Below are 22965 nucleotides of genomic sequence, written 5' to 3' on the forward strand. Positions count from 1 at the left end.
TTTCTTTGCTTATCCCCCATGTCTCTGCATAAGAAAATTCGTGTACTGATCGTTGACGATTCTGCCTCCGTTCGTCAGATGCTGAAGGCGGTTCTGGAGCAGGATTCCTCTATCGAAGTAATAGCAACCGCTTCGGATCCCTATGTTGCCGTCGAGCGCATCAAGAAAGAGGTGCCCGACGTTATTACGCTCGATGTCGAAATGCCTCGAATGGATGGGCTGAGCTTTCTCAAAAAGATCATGTCTCAGCATCCTATTCCCGTTGTCATCTGCTCGACGCTGACTGAGCATGGCTCGGACACGGCACTTGCGGCACTGGAAGCGGGCGCGGTAAACATCATTACCAAGCCAAAGCTCGGTACCAAGGAGTTTTTCCAGGAATCCGCTGTCCTTATTTGCGATGCGGTGAAGGCCGCCTCCATGGCATCGTTGAAGAGACGGAAGCCGGAAGTTCCGCCAATCAATGTCCGCCCCAAGCTGACGGCAGATGCGGTTCTGGCTCGGCCCACAACGCACGATTCCATGATTCAGACCACTGAGAAGGTGGTAGTCATTGGGGCTTCCACTGGTGGAACGGAGGCTTTGCGCGAATTCCTGGAAGTTCTACCCTCCGATGCTCCGGGAATGGTCATTGTGCAACACATGCCTGAGAACTTTACGGCTCGTTTTGCTTCGCGTCTCGATGCAATCTGCAGAGTCCGAGTTAAGGAGGCGGAGAACAATGACTCCGTACTTAGGGGACAAGCTTTAATTGCTCCCGGGAATTGTCACTTGTTATTGAAGAGAAGCGGTGCCCGCTATTATGTCGAGGTGAAAGAGGGACCGTTGGTGAATCGTCATCGTCCCTCGGTCGATGTGCTCTTTCGTTCTGCTGCGAGATATGCGGGAAGGAACGCTGTAGGCGTTCTTATGACGGGGATGGGGGACGACGGTGCGCGAGGAATGGAAGAGCTGAAAGCAGCAGGAGCTAAGAATATTGCTCAGGATAAAGACTCCTGCGTGGTCTTTGGCATGCCTGCAGAAGCTATCAAGCGAGGCTGCGTGGATAAGGTTCTCCCGCTGTCTTTAATTGCCGATGAGGTTCTTCGCTTGTGTCGGTAAGTTTCTTTCTCCCGTTAGGGAGCATGCGAGAATAGCCCAGGATGGAGCGAAGCGGAATCCTGGGTCATTCGCAAAAACAAGATACCCCGTCCTGTAGGGGCGGGGCGAGCAAAATATGACGGCCAGAGAGATCATCATCGTAAACGGGATTTCCACGCGGAGTTTGTGGGCTTCTCGAGAAACACCACATAGATTGCGATGCCCGATTCGGGTGGGACTGAGCTTCGACCCTGCCCTACGGGACGGGTCCCATTTCATACCGGCCAACCCAGGATTACGCTCGCTTACGCTTCGCTTCATCCTGGGCTATGCTCGCATGCTCCCTAACGGGAGAAATATGTACAAACTATCAGAGAATAGATGGGATCTACACCCGTAGATCTTCCCTCACGCAAGCTTTTAGCTAGTGTCATGAGTCATTAATTCGTCGCATATACGGAGTTGCTGGGTACAGAGAAAACAATCAATCCGGCTCTCGAAAATATGTGATGGATTAATGACTCACTACACTAGTCGTTATCCTTCTTCTTACGCAGATGATCTTTGGACTTTTCCAACTCCTTACGGATCTCTTCGGCGTTGTCCATGTCGCGTAGAGCGGCTGCTTCTTTCTTGGTTTTTGGTCTTGCGCTGCGGGCCTTCTCCGGGACAAAGAGTCGAGGATCGGCATCGACTGCCTTAAAAGCTGCTGTACGAGGTTGCGGGAGGAAGACTCCGCCAATATCTCCTGCCAGGGCATCTTCCAGATTCATAAAGCCGATGCCGAGCAGCTGATCGATGGTTCGGGTGATCGATCCCATGTCGATATGCGTGTGTGAAACGGTTCCTTCCTTAACCCATGGACTCGCAACCAGCAGGATGCTGCGATGCGCGTCAACGTGATCGACGCCTCCCTGGGCATCATCTTCCGTCACAAAGACAGCCGAGTCCTTCCATATCGAAGTCGTGGAGAGGAACTGAATAATACGCCCCGTAGCCAGATCGTTATCGGCGACATAGGAGGTCGAGTACGGATAACCATCGTCAGGCCGTGGACTGGTAGTGTGATCGTTAGGCAGCCGGATAGCGATAAGTCCGGGCACAGTTCCGGCAACTAACCGGCGACGGAAGTCGCGTTCGAATTCAGCTACGCGAACCTGATCGGGGATACCGAGATTGAAGGTTGGGTAATGCCGGTCCGTAGCTTCAAAGACGGGCTTGGGCAAGGGCGAATTCATGAAGAGGCGCTGGCCTTCGGGCTCGGCTCCGTCCATCTCGTTGTTGCCTTCAATCTCCAGTCCTTCTCCGTAATTGAGAACGCCCTTTCCGCTGAAGGCAATGTGTTCCCAGAGTGAGCCGAATTGAGGCTCGTCTTCAGGCATCGGGGCGTCGGAACCGCCGAACATAGTCCTCCGTCCGGGCTCCTCGGCGCCGGGGAAGGATTGTCTTCTGCCGCCATAACCCGAGGTTACTGCGGTATTGAAGAAGGGCGTAGGCCGGATTCCCATAATCCAACGGTGTCCGTCGGCTGAAACTTCCGAATCGACATAGAAGTTATCGCTGATGGCAAACTTCGCAGCCAGGGCATGTAGATTTGGAGTGACCTTCAGGTGTGTGGCGGACTTGTCGTTCTCCACCCAGCCATCCATTCCATAGCGGGCCAGAGAGGGATCGCCATTGGCTCCGGCTACATCGCCGAGTACCTCGTCATAAGTGCGGTTTTCGCGAATGATGAGAAAGCAGTGCTTCAGCTTAGGTGCCGACGATTGCCCGGTAATGGCAGCGGAATTTGTATCTATGACAGTTTTGATCGATACCGCGTCGGCAGGCAGATCCTTCAAGGTGATGATGCTCAGGCTCCCCAGTTCCAGAGAGCCAATGTAGCTGGGAGCCTTGGGATCGTGTCCTGCTCCGGCATTCGGGCCCGTTCCTTTGCCCTTTGAGTTTACGACATAGAGCAACCGCCCATCGGGTGAGAGCCCAAGGGCCGAAGGATTCCAGCCCACGGGGAGATGCGAAAGAACCTTCATAGACACGCCGTCGATAATGGCCGCAGCGTTGATGCCCGACTCTGCGACGTAGACTCTGGTGCCGTGCACGAAAATGCCGCTTGGCATCACACCACGCAAGGGACGTCCGAGCCGGTCTTCAAAGCGCTTTCCGGCGAAGGGAGTCAGCTTTGCTTCGCCCAGAATCCGGCTTCCATCGGCGCTGACTTTTACTACTGAGTCCTGATGCGCCAGTGTCACGTAGACAGCATCCTGCGAGGCTGCAACTCCGGTAGGAGCGGCTCCGCCAATGGCGTCCTCACGCGATTCGCCGATGTGGTGCCCCAGACGCAGACGTGCGCTCAGTATAGGATGCTCGCGGTCATGTACGTCATAGGTCCAAACCGAACTGCCCTTGAGCGAGTTTTCATCTCCGAGGCCGGGTATCTTTTTCCCTTCAACTAAAGCCCCGTTGCGAGCTTGCACGGAAGGATATCCGGAAGGCGGAAAGTGAAGGCCTGTACCGAGGGGATCTTTTACATCGGCTCCGGGAATCAATGTGTATTCGAAGAGACCTGTGTTGGTTACATAAAGCCTCTGGCCATCGGGAGAGAGTGCCAGTTCGTAAGGGAAGCGGCCGCTGGGAATAGAGGCAAGGCGCTCCATCTTCACGGCATCTACAATCACAACGCGCCAGTTGCCCTGGTCCAAGGCATAAAGAGTTTTTCCGTCTGCGGAGACGGTGAGGGTTGCCGCAAAACTTGCTTTGAAGGTCTTTGTTGCTTGCTTCGACGCAAAATCGGCGATGGGGCCATCTAGAGAGACCTCTCCCGCAGGCTTCCAATCGCTGGTGCGATAGGCACGAATCTTTCCGGAATCTCCGGTTGCTACATAAAGAAGAGAGCCGTCGGGCGAATAGGCAAGCCCGGCATGCACTTCGATGGCCGCGTCATTTTCCCGTCCCGCAGGCTTTTGTTGTACGGCAGGATTTGCCTCTCCGGGCTGATCGATGATGTTCAGCGCAAAAGGGAAGCCGACAGAAGGAATGGCGACCTGACGGCCATCTCCTCGTATTGCCAGGGCGAAGGGATAAGGCGCAACCGGAACCCAATTCCCTGTAGGCTTGATGGTCCGTCCGTTGGGCAGAACCGCCGTGATGCCTGTTTGAGCTAACCCGTGAATGGTTGTGAGCGGGACGGAGGCGCAAAGCAGCAAGAGCAAGGTACGAGAAAGATTCATAGCATCCTGAAGGCAGCAGAATGATGCGTCCACGGCATTTTGGGGTGGACAAATCGTTTATACGAATTCTAGAGCATTTCCCGCATAGGTATAGGCTTGCCGACGATAGAGAGGAGCAGCTTCCTTTCCACCCCAGCAAACCAAAATAGGTTTACCGGGGACCCCGGTCTTTAACGGAAAGCTGCGTAAGCTTCTGTGTCCTAGTCTACATATTGGAGGGAAAAGCTCCAGTCAAAGATGGCGCAGAATTTACCAGGTTGGACCAATTGTTTCTTTGTTGATGGTTGATAACCTTTGAATAAGAGCATTCCCTCGCGAAGAAAGTTGTACAAGCAATGCTTTCATATTCCTGCAACAATTGGCGCAGCCGGAAGTTTGAGCGGAATCCCCTGTCTGGAGCCGGGGATTCCGTGCTCCGTTACACAACGTGGACTTCAAAGACGCATCGCTTACCCCCGCGCAGTACCGATTCTTTGAGCGTTACTTTAACCTTTTTGCCCAGCAGGTTTTCGTAGGCATACTGCTGCCATCCGAGGGAGCAGTCACAGACTTTGGGCGAGGTTGTCTTGGTATCGACCAAAGGACAGTAGCACTCGGGGCGCTCCTTGCCAATTACTGTAATGACTCCTTTTTCGCGGTCGTAGGAGACCTCTTCTCCCGCCCTCCTCTTGAATTCAGGAATAAACTCGTCGATCTTGCCGCGATATTCCTGTAGTAGCGGCAAACGGCTGGCGCAGTACGAGCCCAGCTGACGCAGGATTTCGGAAAGCTCTTCGGGGCTGCACTTGTCGGAGAGGATGCCGATCAGCTTGGCGTAGCGCTCCTTCACGAAGGCCTGCTGCCAGTCTTCCTGAGGTTTTGTTTCAGCGGCAAGTGCCTTTACCGGAACGAATGCCTCTGCAGCGGCGCACGAACAGAATGCTCCGGCACAAGTTTTGAAGAATTCCTTTCTATTCATCAAGAGCCTTTCTTATGAGGGAGTCGAATACAGCTTCAATGCAAGTCGGATCTATTGAGTGGCAGCATTCTATCCGTTTTCACAAATATTGTGTCCTAGAGCATTTGGTTTTCGTCTGGCGATCAAAGAGGCTGTAGAGGGTGGCCGTTCTTTTCTTCTTAGGTCGATAACAGGGACATTGGTAAGTGGCCGGCATGGAGATAGTTATCGATCCCACTGAATATTGCTGAATCCAGAAGCTTTGTTCCTGAAGATCACAGCAGAAGGTGATTTTGTGTGTTTTTAGCTGTCCGGCAGGTTTGAGAAGTTGAGGAAAGAACTCGGCTGTCAGGCGGGAAAGGTGCATAATGGGAGCCCCGGAAGCAGAGGAGGGGGCATGCTCGAGTTTCTGTCAGTTCGTATGGAGATTCCCGAGGAAGCCAACATCGTGCTTGGCCAATCGCACTTCATCAAGACAGTGGAGGACATCTACGAAGCGGTAGTGACGACAGCACCATTGGCCAAATTCGGCTTGGCATTCAATGAGGCTTCAGGAGAGTGTCTTGTCCGCAAAGAGGGAAATGACGAGGCTCTGATAGAAGCCGCTATTCGTAATGCTCAGGCGCTGGCTGCTGGACATGTTTTCGTTCTGATGATTCGGAACGCGTATCCCATTAATCTGTTGAACGCAATCCGCAGTGTTCCGGAGGTGTGTTCGATTTTTTGCGCGACGGCTAATCCTGTCGAGGTCGTAGTAGCGAAAAGTGAGCAGGGAAGAGGCGTACTGGGTGTGATCGACGGAAGTTCTCCCAAGGGTGTCGAGGGAGAATCCGATATAGCCTGGCGTCACGATCTGCTCCGCAAGATCGGCTACAAGCGATAGCGCTGAGTTCGAAGATCGATAAAGGTGAGGTGTGGCTGGCGCGTGCGCTCACGGTGATAACGCCCATTTCGATCACGTACGAGAAATGCGGCGCAAGGAGGAGGTAGCTATGGCACTCGCAAGTTTGACGGAGTATCTCGACGATCAGAATATCAAGTATGTCATCATCTCCCACTCTCTTGCCTATACGGCGCAGGGCATAGCGGGATTAGTTCACATCCCAGGCAGGGAACTGGCAAAGACCGTCATGGTCAAGCTCGATGGTGACCTGGTGATGACGGTTCTTCCAGCCGTGTTCCATGTGGATTTGATGTTGCTCAAGAAGACCATCAATGCAAGGTCTGTTGCTCTCGCCATGGAAGAAGAGTTTAAAGATAAGTTCCCACAGTGCGAGACCGGAGCGATGCCACCCTTCGGAAATCTCTATGGCTTCGATGTTTTTGTCGATGACAGTCTGACGAAGGATAAGGACATCGCGTTCAATGCGGGGTCGCATCGCGAACTGATCCGGATGTCGTTTGCCGATTACGAGAGATTGGTCAGGCCCAAGATATTGCGTTTCGCCGCAAGGCGTACCGCAGAAGTTGCATAAAAGGCCGGATGTGGCTGGAGTACTACGGTTGGCATAGGGTGAGCGGACTTCTACTCGTCCTATGCCAATTACATTTGGAACCCAAAAGTATCAGGTCATGACTTCAGCTTTTTGTACCGCCGGACTCCAGGCCGGCTGTAGTGGAGGGTCTCCAGGCCCTCCACCTGGGAAGATGGAGTATTCCCAAGACATTTCCTTGTTCAATGTTGCATCGCCTGTGTGGGCGAGGACGCCCAACACGACAGCCGGCCTGGAGTCCGGCGGTACTCCACCTGGGCAATTGTATTGGCATCCTACCGGGACGCCCTTTGCGTGACGGAGGCAAACTCTCATGACCTATTGAAGCCTCGATTGTTGCAGAGATCTTCTCTGCTAGCTATCTCGGAAATGTAGATTCGATTCGCCCCGCTGGGCGAATCGTCTGGGGAGAGCAAATCAGTTGGACAGCTTCCATTTTGTTCGGGTGTAGGCGATGCGGAATCCCTGCCGTTCCGCATTCCGCTGCGAAGCGCTGCCCGGTTCGGCCACCATCATGAGAAGATCGCATCCGTGGTCGTGAGCATAGCGGATGCGAGCTTGAAGCAATGCTGTCTGCAAGCCTCGCCCGCGCAGCTCTGGAACTGTTGCGGAGCCGCCAAGCAATGCCACGCCGTCGTGAATGCTGAGGACTCCCGCGGCACCGGGCTTTCCGTCAAGCTCTGCCAGAAAGCTTATGCTGTGTTCCCGTGCTGCCGATATGATTCCGAAGTCGAGGAGAAAACTCTGCAACTCAGGATGCTCGTGTCCCCAGCCCCGAGCGCTTACTTCGCTCCACCGCCGTGCTTCGTCCTGAGCTGTGCTTCGAACCGTAACTCCGCTAAGACGTGCAACCGGAACCTGCTCGGCAGACATGTATAGAACGTTGCTTATTTCAACGGGACGGTACTGGCGGGAGCAGAGAAGATCGGTTGTCGAGATTCCGGCAAAGGGACTTACTTCGTGATACACCGGAGCGCCACGGTCCATGAAGAATCGCTCCAGGGCATCCAGCGATGCGCTATTTAGCTCTTCGAAGAGTCCGAGGCCAAAGGTTTGCGTGATGGGTGAGTCTACACCGTCGAAGGCCGCATATGCGCCGGCACATTCCATCCAGTCGGCTCTGCTATCGGGATAGAGACGGTGCCTCGCCTCAGTAAACTGAACGCAAGCATACCCTTCTGCGCGCTCCAGGCGCTTCGACAACGTGATATCGGAGAGAGTCATTGGTTTCCATTATGTCTGGATGCAATCTGGGAAGCAATGATGCAGGTTTATTTCGAAATCTGAAAGAGATGCGGGAGAGGCCACATCACTGAATGTGGTTGCGTATTCGCGTAATATGATCTGCAAATTTATTGTTCCTTCTTCTTCTGATAGAAAGGCAGTTCCATGATCGTTCGGCCGGAAGCTGAGTGTGATTACAAGGCCATTCGTAAAATTAATGTTGTAGCCTTTGCCGATCATCCCTACAGTGAGCACACTGAGCATTTGATCGTCGAGGCCTTGAGAGCCGACGGAGCATTGACGGTTTCTCTCGTAGCTGAATTCGAAGGAGAGGTGGTAGGGCATATTGCCTTCTCGCCTGTCACGATCGATGGGCAGTATCTGAATTGGTATGCATTGGGGCCTCTTGCCGTATTGCCGGAGATGCAGCGGAAGGGAATCGGCTCTCGTCTGGTCAAGGAAGGGCTGCGCGCAATTCGCGCCTTAGGTGCTAAAGGCTGCGTGCTGGTCGGAGATCCCGCATACTACAAGCGCTTCGGCTTCACTCATAATCCGGCACTGACCTTCCATGGTGTTCCGGAACAATTCTTTCTCTGCCTCCCGCTGAAAGAGCAGGTGCCTCCAGGCAAGGTGGAGCATCATGCGGCCTTCTCCGTGGGACTTTGATTCGGCTTCGCGAGGATGCGAAGTGCAGCTGCTATCCGGACGCCCCACCTCCACGCTGCGAAGCGAAGTTGAGCAGCGTAGAGGTGGAAGGCGCTGAGACGTCAGTATCGGTAGCCGAGTGATACTTTCAAGCGATACTTTAAAGTTCAGCTATGTTCGACTACCGGGTATCGCGATGTTCCGCAGCAACTCAATTCGAGACGACCGGGTTGTTGCTGTCGTTATGGATGTCATGGTCTGCCTTCCCGGATGACGAGCCCTTTACTCCGAAGATGCGTTCTCCGTTGAGCAGTGCCGTGGCTGAGGAGGCCGATAGCGGACGTCCGAGCAGGAAGCCTTGAGCATGATCGCAACCCGATTCGCTGAGGATCTGGGCTTGTGTCAGTGTTTCGACACCCTCGGCGGTTACGGTCAGGTCGAGAGTTCTTCCCAGTGCCACAATCGTGTTCACGATCGCTGCTGCCTTGGGATCGACTTCCATCTCTTCTACAAATGAGCGGTCGATCTTTACCCGGTCAAAGGGGAACTTCCACAGATACTTCAAGCTGGAGTATCCGGTCCCAAAATCGTCGAGGGCAATGGAGACACCCAGTTCTTTCAGACGGTCGAGCTGATCGAGCACAGCATCCGTATTCTCGATCCAGAGGCTCTCGGTAATCTCCAGTTCCAGGCGCTCGGGGCGCAGGCCGGAGCTGTTCAGAGCTTCTTTGACAGTTTCGACAATATCGCTCTGGCGGAACTGAACAGGCGAGAGATTGACTGAAATCTTCAGCGGATTCTGCCAGTCCGCAGCTGTTTGGCAGGCCGTCTTGAGAACCCAGGCGCCGATTCGAGGCATCAATCCGGACTCTTCTGCAACAGGAATAAATTCTTCCGGAGGCCGTTGCGGCTGGCCTTCGGGCCAGCGGATAAGCGCTTCGAAGCCCAGGATTGTTCCATCGCGAAAACTGAAGATAGGTTGATAGGCCAGGCGAAAAGTCTCAGTTTCCAGAGCCCGCAACAGATCGATCTCCATGCGGCGTCTGTCGCGAATGGTCGCTTCCATTCCCGGATGGAAATAGCAAGCGGTCTTACGGCCCGCAGCCTTTGCTTTGTAGAGCGCGGCATCGGCGGCGGAGAGCAGTCGCTCCCATTCCGTTGCGTCCTCGGGCGCGACGGCCACACCGATGCTCGATCCGCAGGTAATCTGCATTCCACAAATTTCGTAAGGCTCGGCAAAGGCGGCGAGCAGGCGGTCGGCTAAGGCCTTTGCTCCGGCTGGTTGATGGGCTCCTACCTGCAGGATAACGAACTCGTCTCCCCCTAGACGGGCAACAGTATCTTCTTCACGGATTGTCGAGGAAATCCGCCGCGCGAATTTCTTCAGCAGCTCATCTCCGGCGGCATGTCCGTAACCGTCGTTGATATCTTTGAAGTGATCGAGATCGAGCATGAGCACGGCTACCTGCGTTTCCGTGCGTTTGCTCAGTGCCAGTGCTGCCTTGGCAATTTCGTTGATGCGTTTGCGATTGGCTACTCCGGTCAGCGTGTCATGCTCGGCAAGGAACTGCGCCTCTTCTTGAGCGGCGCGATGGGCCAGCATCTTGCGATAGACATAGGCAGCAGGGACGCCACCGGCTAACAAGACTGCAATCGCAATGATGAATTCGACAAAGAGGAAGGACTTCTCATAGATAACCCGGTGCGCGGTCTGGTCCAGGTAGATTTCCATGATCCCGATAACAGCGCCATTCTTGCGAACGGGAATATAGGAGCACGCATAATGTCTCGGGTTATATGGAAGCTCGCCACGGTCAAGAGTAGTACAGGTCTCTCCATTCAGGACTGCTTGCGCGCCTTTCACTCCGCAGCGCTCAGCCATAGTTTTGGGAGTCCTGGGAGGCATCCTTCCAAAGAAGAATACCTCGTGGCCTGTACGATCCCATATGCGGAGCTTGTAGACATCGCCCACAAGCACGGCCTGCTCAAGAATCCGCCGAGTATTTTCGGAGGCAGGTTTGCCGTTGATGATTTCAGGAATGTCGTGGACAACGAGTGGCAAGGTTGTAGCCCAGTCCGATGCAGTGGATTCTGCGTCGGTGCGAAGCATGCGTGCCGAGACAGACTGATTCATGCCGATGCCAACGATGGCAAGAAAGATGATGCCGGTAATCAGTGCCGCGATCTTGCCGCGGTCCGTAGTAAGAAATCTAAATGCGCGATATTTCACAGTAGCCCCGATGCCGGTTTCTGCATGGGAGCGATGCAGAACTCGTCTTGCTAATTTTATCGGCGTTTGTAGTTGCATTCTTCAAAAATGGGGTGTCCAGGATACATTTCAAATGTGAATACGTGCATAAATGGAACTAATCCGCAGAATCTCTGGATTGTGATCGAAAAGTTTGTCCATTAGGTAACCATATCTGGTTACATTCTTGAGCCACGCCTCCCACGGACTGGTCATATCTGGTTATCACAATGGGCAAATGACACGGAAGGGTCATTACTATTGTGCAGTGGCCCGGAAGCGCTTCGGTTTCCGGAAAGAGCGGTTTCCACTAGCAGATTTGCTAGCGTGGGCTAGTTTAGCATCACGGCTGTAGATAGTGAAAACAGCAGGAAAGACGGTCACCCAAGCCCTGTTACACAGAATCTTTTCAAGAACCCGGGCAGGGCTCTACCCACTGTTGCCCTCTCCGGTTTTCCTCTTCAAGATCGCGCTTACATTAAATGCAACTTATACTGTGCCGTTTTGAGCCAAAGATATATCGTCACAGAGTAATGTTCATGTCGTGATTACTCTGGCGAATTAGCTTTTGTGATGGTGATGCCCAGCCGGGCGAAAGGTGCAAGAGTCTTTTGCCTGGTACTGGCGGCAACAATCATCCCCGTAATTTCTGAAACAGGTGCGATTACGTATGGCGAAACGGCATTAATTTTTTCTGGGGAAGCAAGCACGATTGTCTCTGCCGCGCTCTCGCTTAGAGCTTTCTTGATGTGCGCTTCTTCGAAGTCTCCGGTAGTAAGCCCGGTCTCCGGATGGATTCCCGTTACTCCCATGAAATATATATCTGCGTGAATGCGTCGAATGCCTTCAATGGCAGGTGCTCCGACCGCCACGACCGAGTGCTTGAAGAGCCTGCCCCCAATCGTGATCACTTCGATATTTCGATGTTCAACGAGTTCGACGGCAATCGTCGGGCTGTGCGTTACAACCGTGGCCTTGAGTTCCGGGGGGAAGCTCCTCGCAATCTGAACCGCAGTAGTGCCGCCGTCGAGAATGACGACCTGTGAAGGCTGGACCATTGCGGCTGCGGCTCGTCCAATCATCTTCTTCTCGTCCGTGGCTACATTGAGCCGAGAGGCGAAGTCGCCCATTGCAGGAGAGGCGGGCAGTGCTCCGCCGTGAACCCGTTGTAGCAGGCCCTCGGCGGCCAGTTCGCGCAAGTCCCGGCGAATGGTGTCTTCTGAGAGCCCCAGCTCCTGGCTCAACTCCTTGGCCACAACCTGTCCTGTTTGCCGGAGGACGTCGAGAATGTGTTGTTTGCGTTGACTTGTCAGCACGCTTTTTACTATCGCACATCTGCCGGAACATTTGCACGAAAATACACGAACTTGCACATAGATGCACGTTTTGGTATTTTCTTCTCAGGAGGCTGAATGTTCCCCACGAAACCTCTATTGATCCTGATTGCCGGGCCTTTCCGCTCCGGTACTAACAACAATCCTCTCCTGATAGCTGAAAATCTTGAGAGGCTTGAAGCTTATTCTCTGCCTGTTTACAACGCTGGACATATTCCTATGATTGGCGAGTGGGTCTCGCTACCGCTTATCCGGGAGGAAGGCTCTACCTCTCTGACCGATGCAATTTCGGAGAGGTATCTTTACCCGGCTGCAAGACGCCTTCTGGAGCGTTGCGATGCGGTGTTGCGCGTCCCGGGCGAGTCGGCGGGAGCGGACGAGGATGTCCGCTTTGCGCGTGAGCGTGGATTGCCAGTCTACTACCGGGTTGAGGATATTCCTGTTCTTGTTTCTCAAAGTTGTGAGGTCTAAATGCCAGAGATCGCAGAGCGTATTCGTGTCCATTCGACTGAGGTGTTATCGGATGATTGGTATCTCCTCAAGAAAACAACCTTCGACTTCCTGCGAAACGACGGCACCTGGCAACGCCAGTCTCGAGAGACGTACGATCGCGGGAACGGTGCGACGATTCTTCTTTACAACCTCGCCAAGAAGACAGTTATTTTGACCAGGCAGTTTCGTTATCCGGCCTTTGTGAATGGCTGTAACGATCTTCTGATTGAGACTCCCGCAGGCCTTCTCGACAGTCATTCTCCGGCAGAGGCCATTCGCAAGGAGACGAGGGAGGAGACCGGTTACGTTGTTCATGATGTGAAGAAGGTCTTCGAAGCCTTTATGAGTCCCGGATCGGTGACGGAGAAGCTCTATTTCTTTGTCGCTGAATATGACGAGGCAGCGAAATCCAAAGATGGCGGCGGCCTGCATCATGAGGGAGAGGATATCGAAACTCTCGAAATCGGTCTGGATGAGGCTCTCAAAAAAATCGCAAGCGGAGAGATTCAGGACGGCAAGACCATCATGCTTCTGCAATATGCAAAGCTGAATCTCTTTCCTCCTGAATCGCAGCAGTAGTCGCAATCGAGAGGTCGCCGTTCTGAGGAGCGTCACTAGCGCGACCAAACGGGCAAACGTGAAAGTTGCGGTAACCGTTTCTGCCTTTCGATACGACTACTACCTTGCGGGCACTTGCCGTTTTCATCCTTCAAAATGTAGCTGCTGACAGCTCTTCAGGGAAGAGCCCTGGAGTTTCTACATTTACCGACCTAGAATTGCAGGAAATCTTTGAACATAACCAGAATCGCCAAAAGCGAAGCGGCGTGGGTCGTGTGTCAGGGCTGAACTTCAGTCCAGGCGCGGAAATTCTCTTAATAATGGATAGACATTCTCGGTAACGAATGCAGCGGGAAATTGAGCATGCCGAATAGTTGCAAGATACTGTTTGAGAGGATCTTCCCTCGTCGAAGTAATGACCAAAACGCTCAAACTGGTATAGCTTTAATGCCATTGTTCTTCCCGTTGCATAGGTTACCGAAAATGTTTCTTCTCTCTTAACGAAGACTGTTTTCGGATGGCCTGAAGGCCATCCCTAATAAGAAACATCTCTTGTATATTCAAGCGAGGATGGGTTGAATCTGGACAGCGAAGCCGAGATTTTCGAGCCGCTTGAGTAAACGCAAGGCGTGTCTTTGTTTATTGTGAGGATCGAAATGGTCAGCACCTAGGTCCTGATAGACGGTGCCATTCTTGAGCATGTGATAGGCGGTAGTGAGTAAAGAAGCAGCTACCGCACAGACGGCTTTTTTCGAACCCCGTCGTGCTCGCAAACGGTGGTACTGGGCCTGGAAATAACTTCCTTTGGTGCGGCTGGCTGCCCAGGCGCACTGCACCAGAGTCGTTTTCAGCCAGGGTGCCCCTTTCTTCAAGCGCGTAGAACGGCGTTTACCAGCGCTTTGGTCGTTGCGGGGACATAGTCCTGCCCACGAGATCAAGTGACCGGAGGTCTCAAAGCGAGTCATATCGATGCCGATCTCAGAGACCAGCACCTGAGCCGCGAGGGGACTAAAGCCGGGAATAGAGTTCAGCAGTTCGACGGCGGCGCGAAAGGGTTCCACGTTAGTGTTCACCTCCTCGTCGAGGCTGGCGATGCTAGCCGTCAAGGCATCGATCTGATCCAGATGTAGTTTGAGCAGAAAGCGGTGATGCCGGGTAAGCCGACCGCGTAGCGACGCCTCCAACTCCTCTGCCGAAGCGTGAATGCGCCAGTGAGCTAACGCCGCCAAAGCTTGTGGTGCGGTTTGACCGGCGATGAGCGCTTCCAAAATGCGTCGGCCGCTGAGCCCCACAATGTCTGTCACTACGCTATCTAGCTTGATGTTGGCGTCTTCCAGCGTCTTTTGGATGCGCTGGATGTGACCAGCTCGCTCCCGTACGATCTGCTTACGCGTGCGTAGCAGGTCGCGCATTTGTTGGGTTGGTTCATCGGGAACAAAGCTGGCTTTGATCAGACCGTGCGCTATCAGATCGGCCAACCACATCGCATCGTTGACGTCGGTCTTGCGACCGGGCACATTTTTCACCTGTGCCGCATTGGCCAGTGTCAATTGAAACTCGCCATCGGCCAGTATGTGCCAGACCGGCTTCCAATAGACCCCAGTCGCCTCCATGGCGATATGCGTAACACCTTCCCCGGCTAGCCAATCCGATAACGCCATCAACTCCTGCGTGATCGTCTTGAAAGTGCGGACTATGGTCTTAACCTTGCCTTGGCTCATATGGCGAACGCAGGCCACCACCGTCTCTTTATGCACATCCAGTCCAGCACAATGCGAGTAGAGAACTTCCATCGTCACTCCTCTGCGCTTGGCTTGGAACCCCGTTGTTAGAAACTCTAATAAGCGTGCTCTAAGGTCTGGTGCAACACTTTAGGCGACAATACGGGGTGCTCTAGGGTTCCGGGTCCGACTGACACACGGGCTGTTCTGCACCAGGGAATTGACGACCTCTGTGCCTCTGCGCAATTCCACTCTATACGCTGCTGGCTCTCGTTTCATCCATCGTGGGTCGGAATCACCGGTGCGGGACTGACACAAAGCCTGACCAATGGCGGCAACGACCGAAATTGCTGTTATGTTTCGTTGTTTTATTGATATCCCTCGCGAGAAATGTAGAAAGTCCAGGGCTCTTCAGGGAAAATTCGTAAACTTCGGAATCTTCATTGTAGTTTCTCCTTGACATCGAATACTAAGCTGTCTTAATAATTAGCTGTCTTAGTATGAAGAAGCCCGATGCATTGCAAGGTTCACTTGATCTGCTGGTGTTGAAGATCCTCTCACGCCGGCCTGAGTTGCATGGTTACGCCATCATGACGGCCATCCGGCAGATTTCTGGAGAGGTGCTGAATGCGGAAGAGGGTTCGCTCTATCCTGCTTTACACCGCATGGAGGAGGCCGGGTGGATTCGGGCCGAATGGGTCACCAAGGAAAACGGACGAAGGACACGGGCGTATCGGTTGACTGTAGCCGGTAAAAAGCAACTCGCTGCCGAAGAGACGCGTTGGCAGGTTGTGAGTTCGGCAATTAATCGCGTGCTTCTGGAAGCCTAGGGTTCTTAAACATGAGGTGTTGCGATGGCATGGTGGCGAAGGCTTACAAATACCTTTCGTGGAAATAAGCTGAATAGCGAATTGGATGAGGAGTTCGAGTCGCATATCGCCGAGGCCATTGCCGAAGGACGCGATCCCGAGGAAGCGCGCCGAGCTTTCGGTTCCATGCTGCGGCAACGCGAGGCGAGCCGCCAATTCCGCGTATCGGGATGGTTGGACGACCTCCGCGCCGATGTGATTTTCGGATTGCGGCAGCTTCGACGTAATCGTGCGACCTCTACCGTTGCAGTGATCTCTCTTGCCTTGGCAATGGGAGCCTGCGTTTCCGCCTTCCGCCTCATTGACGCACTGCTGTTACGTCCGCTGCCCATCGCAACTTCCGGGCGACTCTTCGTCATATCTCGAACAGCGGTAGATTCGGACGGCAAAGTGCTCCACTTCGATAGTTTGGCCTATCCGGATTTCGCGCTGATGCGAGATGCCGCCAAGAGCGATGCAGAGTTGATTGCCGCGTCATACACCAACCGCATGGATCTGACTTATACCTCGGACGACGACATGGAGAAGGCCTATATCCAGTACGTTTCCGGGTCGATGTTCGGCAGTTTCGGGCTGCAACCTTCGTTAGGGAGACTCTTGACGGAAGCCGATGACCGAATCCCTGGAGCTCATCCCTATGCTGTGCTCTCTTATGACTACTGGACGCGGCGGTTTGGGCGAGATCCGAAAGTGATTGGACAAACATTTCGTCTTGGAGCTCAGTCTTTTGAGATCGTCGGCGTGGGACCAAAGCCGTTTACCGGAACAGAACCGGGCATTGTAACGGAAATATTCCTGCCCACAATGATGCACCGCTGGGTTACCCGTCCCGATGCTAATTGGCACCGAGTCCTTGCCATCGTTCCCTCGGGAGTGGCAACCGAAACGTTGCGAGCAAAACTGGAAGCCATCAATCGTAACTTCGAGACCGCGAGGTTTAAAGGGTTCAGCGGAGCACCGAAGCAGTTCTTCGACATTGTTGCCAAGCAAAAGCTATTCCTCGAACCGGCGAACGCTGGCGTCTCCGTGATGCAGAAGGACTATCGTCAAGCACTGATCTGGCTGGCTATCTTGGTCGGACTTGTACTGCTCATTGCCTGTCTCAATGTAGCCAATCTCATGACGGCGCTGGCAGCGTCGCGAGCGCGCGAGATGGCTCTACGTGTGTCCATTGGCGCTGGCCGGTGGCGCCTGGTGCAACTGGTGCTGGTTGAAAGCATGTTGCTCGCTCTGGCGGCGGCGTTGCTGGGAGCCGTGTTTGCAGGGTGGTCCGCGCCTTGGGTCACGAAAATGATCGGCACTCCGGATTATCCTGCCCGCTTCAACATGCCGGCGGACTGGAGAGTGCTTGGTTTTGGTCTGGCTCTGAGTGTGATCGTGATGCTCTTGTTTGGCCTGACACCGGCTCTGCGGGCATCACAGGTTAAGCCCGTCAATGCGCTCAAAGGAGGCGACGATCCACACGCGCGAAGGCGCATGATGCATGCGATGGTAGCAGTCCAGGTATCCTTCTGCTTTGTGGTGGTGTTTGTCGGTGGGCTCTTCGTTACTACATTTCATCGCTTATCGGATAGACCTCTGGGCTTTGAACCTGCACGGTTACTGCTTCTTGAAACAGAGGCTCCGCATGGACGCACACCGGAGGCCTGGGGACAGATGGCGGAGATTTTGCGCAACGAACCCGGCGTGCAGGATGCGTCTGTGTCCAGTTGGCCTCTGGTGTCGTCAGGCGGGTGGTCTGGTTCGATTTCAGTCGAGGGCGGTGCTCCCAGCACGGAATGGGGTTACTTTCTCTCTATCTCTCCCGAGTGGCTTGGAACCATGAAAATGCAGTTACTGTCTGGAAGAGGCTTCAGGCAGAATGACACCTTTCCCGGATCTGCCATTGTTAATGAGACATTTGTTAAGCAGTTCCTCAAGACGTCGAATCCAATCGGGATGACCTTCGAGAAAGTTAGCTTTGAAGGTTCGCGCCAGCGGTGTCAGGTGGTGGGAGTTGTCGCCGATGCTCCCTATCGGCGTGTTCGTGAGGCGATCTTGCCTGTTGCATTTGTGCCCTTTCGCGAGACCGATGACAAAGCCATCGTACAACCGCAATATAGCGGAACCTTCGTTGTTCGGACCAAAGGGGATAAGCCGCTTGCGCTGGCGACCGAACTCCGCCGGAAGGTGTCGCAATCCGGAGCAGGCTTTCGCGTAAGCAACGCAGAGACTCAACAGGAATTGCTCGATGTGCAGACCGTTCGAGAGCGGTTGCTGGCGGTACTTGGGCTCTTCTTTGCGGGTATTGCGTTGTTGCTGGCTGGCATTGGAATGTATGGGGTGTTGAATTATTCCATGTTGCAGCGGCGGCATGAGCTTGGAATTCGAATGGCTCTGGGCGCGGATCGCAATCACGTTACTCGCCTCATCACGTTCGAGGTTCTGCGCATTGTATTGCTGGGGACCCTTGCGGGATCGGCAGCAGGCATCGGCTCGGCACGTTACATCGAATCACTCCTCTACCAGGTAAAGGTATCTGAATTCTCTGCGATTGCAATGCCGATCCTGGCGATGCTCGGCATTGCTCTCCTTGCGATACAGCCGGTTGTTGTGCGGGCTCTGCGGCTCGATCCCGCAGAGATTCTTCGGTCTGAATAAAACGTCTAGAGCATTTCCCGTATCCCCAAGTTGTTCCAAATTCCCAACGGAGAAAGGGCACAGCGAAGCAATGGAGGGCAATCAGTTGGTCTTCGCCCCGGCCCTCTGGGACGGGCATCTTTCTTGTGTGAATTAGCCCAGGATTCCGCTCGCTTACGCTTCGCTCCGTCCTGGGCTAATTTCGCTTTCTCCCTACCGGGAGAAAGCCTGGTCGCGGTAGGGATGCGAATTACTTCGCACCCCCCGCACAGATCCGGACGTGAGGATTTCCCTCATCCGGCTCCTGCCTTAGGTCCTAACGCGCACACGACACGAAGGATAAGGGTGACAGATACGGACTGGCGGTAGCCAGCGATGGATGAGCCGCTGCATTCGTTCCCAGATCACGTAGCCGAGTTGGCTGCGCCGACATAACATCCGGTGCCAGTATCGACTAACTTGATTGCGAAAGACCTGCAGCGATGGACTGTTAGTAGGCACTCCGTAATAGTGCATGTGCCCTCTAACTACCGCCTGCAACCATCGCCCTACCGTTTCCATCGGATCATGCATGCGTCTCCGTAGTTCCTCTTTGATGGCCCGCAGCTTCGCACGCATGCGCTTTCGGTTTGTCTGCCGCAACACCGTAAACTTTCCTTTCCTGGTCTTTCCGCAGATATGCGTGAAGCCCAGATAATTGAACGTCTCCGGCTTCCCTTCGCCGCTTTGTTCCCGATTTCTGGCCGCATAACGTCCAAACTCCAGCAACCGCGTTTTGCCCGGGTGCAGTTCTAGATTGAACTTCTTCATCCGTTCTTCCAGTTCTTTCCGGAACCGCTCGGCCTCCATCTTCTCCTCGAATCCTACGACTATGTCGTCGGCGAATCGCACCACCATCATTTCTTCGCGTGCGATCTTCCTCCGCCACACCTGGATCCAAAGGTCAAAGACGTAGTGCAGGTAGACATTTGCCAGCAATGGCGATGCACTGCCTCCTTGTGGCGTCCCCCGCTCACTCACCGTCAGCTTTCCGTCTTCCAGCACGCCTGCGTTTAACCATTTCTGGATTAGTCGCACCACGCGCCGGTCTCCTATCCGGTGCTCGATAAACTGGACCAGCCAGTTCTTCGACACACTGTCGAAAAAGGCTCGTATGTCCAGATCTAACACCCAGTTCACTGGTTTCTCCATGATCCCTACATAGAGCTGATCCAACGCTTGGTGTTGGCTTCGCCCTGCTCGGAATCCATACGAGAACTCTGCAAAGTCCTGTTCGTAGATCGCATTCATCACCTCTACAACGGCTCGTTGGACTATCTTGTCCTCCAGCGCTGTCACCCCGAGCGCTCGTTGTCGCCCGTCGGCTTTCGGGATATACGTTCTCCGTACTGGCTTCGCTCGATACGCTCCTCGCTGCAGTCTATGGGACAAGTCCTGGAGCTTTTCTCCCAAGTTCTCGCCGTAGTGCTGCCACGTCTCCCCATCCACGCCGGGTGAGGCCTCTTTCTTCAGTTGTAAATAGGCCCACTCCAGCATCTCCAGCTTATAGACGTAGTGGAACAGCGCCGTAAATCTGGTCTCTTTGTCCTTTCTTGCCGCTTGCCGTACCCGCTCCAGCTCTCTTTGCACGTTTCCCCGGCTCTGCGTCCGGTACGTGTTTTGCTGTTGCGGATTGCCCTTGGCCAGATCCCGTCCCTCCATCCCCTCCGCTGCCGGTTTCCCGTCTTTGTTCGGAGACTTCCCTGGTACCTTGGATCTGTCCGACTTCCCGTGTTCGTTCATCATCTGCTTCTGTCCTTGGACTTCCAGATACGGCCCGTGTTGCTTCTCTCGGGCGAACCCGGGATCTCCCGGTTCCCGTGCTTAGCGCGTCCATACGTGCCAGGGTCTTCGACCTCGCGGGACTCTTCCGTGCCTCGCTTAGCGGCACCTCAGATGTTGCCTTCCGAACAAACTCAATTCGTCGGCGTCCCGAAGTTGAATGTAATTTCGCGGCTCTATTGCCCGGCCCGCATTTTCCCCTGTCCAACGCTTCAGCCAGTCCCTCTCGGGCCTCGCCGCATGACTTGGGGCCAGTGTGGTTTGCTACTCCTTCACTGCGTGACTCTTTCATTCACTACGCTATGCCGGTCTCCCGGCGCTTTCGAGTTTCTACATTTTTTGACCTGGTAATTGCAGGCAATCCTGAAGATAACCAGAATTCCAAAGACGAATTGGCTTTTGTTGTGTGTCAGGGTTGGCCTTCAGACCAGCCGAAAATAGTACCAGCAACAACCTCCTACATCTATCCGATCTCGAGCAATACAGGAAGTTACAAAGGTAAGAGCATGTAATCACATCACATAACATGCATATTGGGATATTTACTTAACTGCGAGATGAACGGAAAGTCATTTTCACCAGTTATCACGTGTAGATAGGACAGTGTCCTTTCGTAACTTGACCGGGCAGCTATTCACTGACAGCTTATGACCACTTATGTTCTTGAGCTGTGTCCGTTCGCAGTACCTCGGACAACGGATGAGAGCATCCCTGACTTCGAAAGCGGGCGAGAGATGGCACTCGAAGTAAAACGCCATGTTATCAGTATCATATTCGATTGAGTTAGGAGACTTTTATGCGCAAGAACGTCTTAAGTTGGAGCATGGCAATCCCGGCACTTTCTCTAGTCGCTATGAGTTCCCTCATGGTTGCCTATGGACAGACACCCAAATCCCCTAAAACCTACGACTCCCCCATTGGTGGACCGCGTATTCTGGAAGAAGGACAACCGCCTGCCATCGTGCATCCAACAGTAGAAGCTGCAAAGCACTACCATGAGATCCAAGCCCAAGCTCAGTTGTCAGAAAACATTGCGGCTGTTAGCACCGCCAACGATCTGATTTACAACGGAGGCACTGGTGGCATCGGCGTAGAGACAGCGCCTAAGGTTTATCTTGTCTTCTGGGGCTCCCAATGGTCAAGCGACCCCAGTAGTGAGGCCACGCGACTCGAAACATTCTTGAATGGAGTCGGCGGCAGTTCTTGGTTCAACTCCGTTACCCAGTACTGCCAGGGCGTACCCAGCGGCACGGTTTTTTGTAGTGGAGCTGGAACAGCGGCAGGCAATCCCGCTGCTATTTTGATCAGCACCTGGTTTGACAACAGCGCTGCAGCGCCCACCCACCCCACGCAATCGCAACTTGCAGCAGAAGCCGTTAGGGCTGCCTCTCACTTTGGAAACACCACATCCTCAAGCAACGCCAGTACGCAGTACGTGATTGCAACTTCACATGGAAACAATTCCAGCGGTTTTGGAACGCAGTACTGTGCTTATCACAGCTGGACCAGTTCGAGCTCCGGAAATATTGCTTATACCAACCTGCCATATATCACCGATGCGGGCGCAAGTTGCGGAGCCAACTTCAATGGGCTCGGAGCAAATGCAGGCATCACCATCGTCGAGGGACATGAGCTGGCCGAAACAGCTAGCGACCAGTTCCCCAGTTCCGGTTGGACCGACTCTTCCGGAGCCGAGAACGGAGACAAGTGCGCATGGATCGCTTCCGGACAGGGGGCCTCAACCAACGTCACCTTCTCCAGCGGAACCTTCCCGGTACAGTCTCTCTGGAGCAATGCTTTCGGTGGCGGAGCCGGAGGATGCGTCCTATCCTTCTAGGCTGGCCCCTAAGGAACGGGCCTGGCTTGATTGGTAATCTTAGGTACTACTGCTGAATTGCTCGCTATTCGTTCGAGAGTTTTGCTTGCGGAAATTCATCCTCACCATCATGAGAATGAATTTCCGGCTTTCGTTTCCTGGCGAGCGAGAGACGACAATGTCTGAAGGGAGGCACAGCGGAATCCTGGATTAGCCTTCAGTCGTCTCCTGAAGTTTGCTCGCTGTATATTTCTTGAAGGCGCGGACGAGTATCTTGTGTGCCCTACATAAACGCGATTTTGCAGCTCCGGTCGAGATGCCAAGATTGTTGGCGGTGATTTCGATAGGGGCATCGTTGAGATCGCGCGATTCCAGGATGAATCGATATCTCGGACGAATTCTGCGGATCTCTTTTCTCAGTAGCTCATGAAGTTCGTCCTTGATGTACAGCTGTTCCGGTGTGGGGCGCTGATCCCGCAAAATCAAAACAGGACGGCGATCCTCACCCTTCAGCTCTTCATCGATGGGAATCCATTGGACGTGCTTGTTCTTTCGCTTAAGGGCAAGGGCGATGTTGATCGCGATGGAGGTAAGCCAAGTCGAAAAGCGGGCTTCCTGCCGGAACCTATCGATGTTCAGAAAGGCCCGTAACATCGTGTCCTGAACCAAATCCTCTGCTTCTTCCTCTGAGTCGGCATAACGGCACATAACTCTGTAGATCATTTCCCGATGCCGTGACAAGAGTTCTTCCATGGCGGAGGAATCGCCTTGTTGCGCCAGCATTACGAGATGATCGTCTTTGAAGTCCTTTACGTGGTTTCCTTCTTTCATCGCCAGCGTATTCTGCATCGTTCCTTCCTCGTGTTCGATCCAGCTTGCGA

The 22965-nt window shown here is 53.8% G+C and carries 18 protein-coding genes; 10 read left to right on the plus strand and 8 right to left on the minus strand.

All coding sequences use genetic code 11. The annotated features are described in order from the left end of the window. The first annotated feature begins 18 nt into the window (after positions 1-18). Positions 19-1101: a protein-glutamate methylesterase/protein-glutamine glutaminase gene (locus tag AC6I7T_RS26650; protein WP_497790839.1), complete on the plus strand. Its 1083-nt coding sequence runs from the start codon at positions 19-21 to the stop codon at positions 1099-1101. Positions 1102-1610: 509 nt separating this feature from the next. On the opposite strand, the gene AC6I7T_RS26655 is transcribed toward AC6I7T_RS26650, so the two are convergent. After that, positions 1611-4307: a bifunctional YncE family protein/alkaline phosphatase family protein gene (locus AC6I7T_RS26655; RefSeq protein WP_497790840.1), complete on the minus strand. Its 2697-nt coding sequence runs from the start codon at positions 4305-4307 to the stop codon at positions 1611-1613. Between the two features lie 418 nt (positions 4308-4725). Beyond that, complete coding sequence (locus AC6I7T_RS26660; protein ID WP_497790841.1) at positions 4726-5265, minus strand: hypothetical protein; 540 nt, start codon at positions 5263-5265, stop codon at positions 4726-4728. A gap of 376 nt (positions 5266-5641) precedes the next feature. On the opposite strand from AC6I7T_RS26660, the gene AC6I7T_RS26665 reads away from it, so the two are divergent. Continuing rightward, positions 5642-6127 (plus strand): adenosine-specific kinase, encoded by a 486-nt coding sequence (locus tag AC6I7T_RS26665; protein WP_497790842.1) that lies wholly within the window; start codon positions 5642-5644, stop codon positions 6125-6127. Positions 6128-6236: 109 nt separating this feature from the next. Then, positions 6237-6719: an aminoacyl-tRNA deacylase gene (locus AC6I7T_RS26670; protein ID WP_497790843.1), complete on the plus strand. Its 483-nt coding sequence runs from the start codon at positions 6237-6239 to the stop codon at positions 6717-6719. Positions 6720-7154: 435 nt separating this feature from the next. On the opposite strand, the gene AC6I7T_RS26675 is transcribed toward AC6I7T_RS26670, so the two are convergent. Then, positions 7155-7961: a GNAT family N-acetyltransferase gene (locus tag AC6I7T_RS26675; protein ID WP_497790844.1), complete on the minus strand. Its 807-nt coding sequence runs from the start codon at positions 7959-7961 to the stop codon at positions 7155-7157. Between the two features lie 165 nt (positions 7962-8126). On the opposite strand from AC6I7T_RS26675, the gene AC6I7T_RS26680 reads away from it, so the two are divergent. Then, positions 8127-8627 carry a GNAT family N-acetyltransferase gene (locus AC6I7T_RS26680; protein WP_497790845.1) on the plus strand — a complete coding sequence of 167 codons (501 nt, stop codon included), beginning with the start codon at positions 8127-8129 and terminating at the stop codon, positions 8625-8627. Positions 8628-8817: 190 nt separating this feature from the next. Here AC6I7T_RS26680 and AC6I7T_RS26685 read toward each other — a convergent pair whose 3' ends face one another. Together AC6I7T_RS26685 and AC6I7T_RS26690 are read right to left on the minus strand one after the other, a co-directional pair. Next, positions 8818-10914 (minus strand): putative bifunctional diguanylate cyclase/phosphodiesterase, encoded by a 2097-nt coding sequence (locus AC6I7T_RS26685; RefSeq protein ID WP_497790846.1) that lies wholly within the window; start codon positions 10912-10914, stop codon positions 8818-8820. A gap of 488 nt (positions 10915-11402) precedes the next feature. Continuing rightward, positions 11403-12170 (minus strand): DeoR/GlpR family DNA-binding transcription regulator, encoded by a 768-nt coding sequence (locus AC6I7T_RS26690; protein ID WP_497790847.1) that lies wholly within the window; start codon positions 12168-12170, stop codon positions 11403-11405. Between the two features lie 96 nt (positions 12171-12266). Between AC6I7T_RS26690 and AC6I7T_RS26695 the strand changes: the two genes are divergently transcribed. Both AC6I7T_RS26695 and AC6I7T_RS26700 read left to right on the plus strand, forming a co-directional pair. Continuing rightward, complete coding sequence (locus AC6I7T_RS26695; protein WP_497790848.1) at positions 12267-12659, plus strand: DUF4406 domain-containing protein; 393 nt, start codon at positions 12267-12269, stop codon at positions 12657-12659. Beyond that, a complete protein-coding gene (locus tag AC6I7T_RS26700) occupies positions 12660-13259 on the plus strand; it encodes an NUDIX domain-containing protein (protein ID WP_497790849.1) in 600 nt (199 codons plus the stop codon). It begins immediately after the preceding gene. Positions 13260-13798: 539 nt separating this feature from the next. Here AC6I7T_RS26700 and AC6I7T_RS26705 read toward each other — a convergent pair. After that, positions 13799-15031: an IS110 family RNA-guided transposase gene (locus tag AC6I7T_RS26705; protein WP_497789221.1), complete on the minus strand. Its 1233-nt coding sequence runs from the start codon at positions 15029-15031 to the stop codon at positions 13799-13801. 428 nt (positions 15032-15459) lie between these two features. Between AC6I7T_RS26705 and AC6I7T_RS26710 the strand changes: the two genes are divergently transcribed. Further along, positions 15460-15789, plus strand: coding sequence for a PadR family transcriptional regulator (locus tag AC6I7T_RS26710; RefSeq protein WP_497790850.1), 330 nt, complete (start codon positions 15460-15462; stop codon positions 15787-15789). A 24-nt stretch (positions 15790-15813) separates the two neighbouring features. Then, on the plus strand, positions 15814-18468 hold the full coding sequence (locus AC6I7T_RS26715; protein WP_497790852.1) for an ADOP family duplicated permease: 2655 nt from the start codon (positions 15814-15816) through the stop codon (positions 18466-18468). Between the two features lie 288 nt (positions 18469-18756). Here AC6I7T_RS26715 and ltrA read toward each other — a convergent pair whose 3' ends face one another. Beyond that, the gene (gene ltrA / locus AC6I7T_RS26720; protein ID WP_497790853.1) at positions 18757-20232 is read right to left on the minus strand and encodes a group II intron reverse transcriptase/maturase; all 1476 of its coding nucleotides are present in this window, start codon (positions 20230-20232) and stop codon (positions 18757-18759) included. A gap of 74 nt (positions 20233-20306) precedes the next feature. Between ltrA and AC6I7T_RS26725 the strand changes: the two genes are divergently transcribed. Beyond that, positions 20307-20780, plus strand: coding sequence for a hypothetical protein (locus tag AC6I7T_RS26725; RefSeq protein WP_497790854.1), 474 nt, complete (start codon positions 20307-20309; stop codon positions 20778-20780). 284 nt (positions 20781-21064) lie between these two features. Then, positions 21065-22105 (plus strand): hypothetical protein, encoded by a 1041-nt coding sequence (locus AC6I7T_RS26730; RefSeq protein WP_497790855.1) that lies wholly within the window; start codon positions 21065-21067, stop codon positions 22103-22105. 189 nt (positions 22106-22294) lie between these two features. On the opposite strand, the gene AC6I7T_RS26735 is transcribed toward AC6I7T_RS26730, so the two are convergent. Beyond that, entirely contained in the window at positions 22295-22933 is a 639-nt protein-coding gene (locus AC6I7T_RS26735; RefSeq protein WP_497790856.1) for an RNA polymerase sigma factor, read from the minus strand. Between the last annotated feature and the right edge of the window lie 32 nt (positions 22934-22965).

Source organism: Humiphilus diazotrophicus (assembly GCF_059726315.1).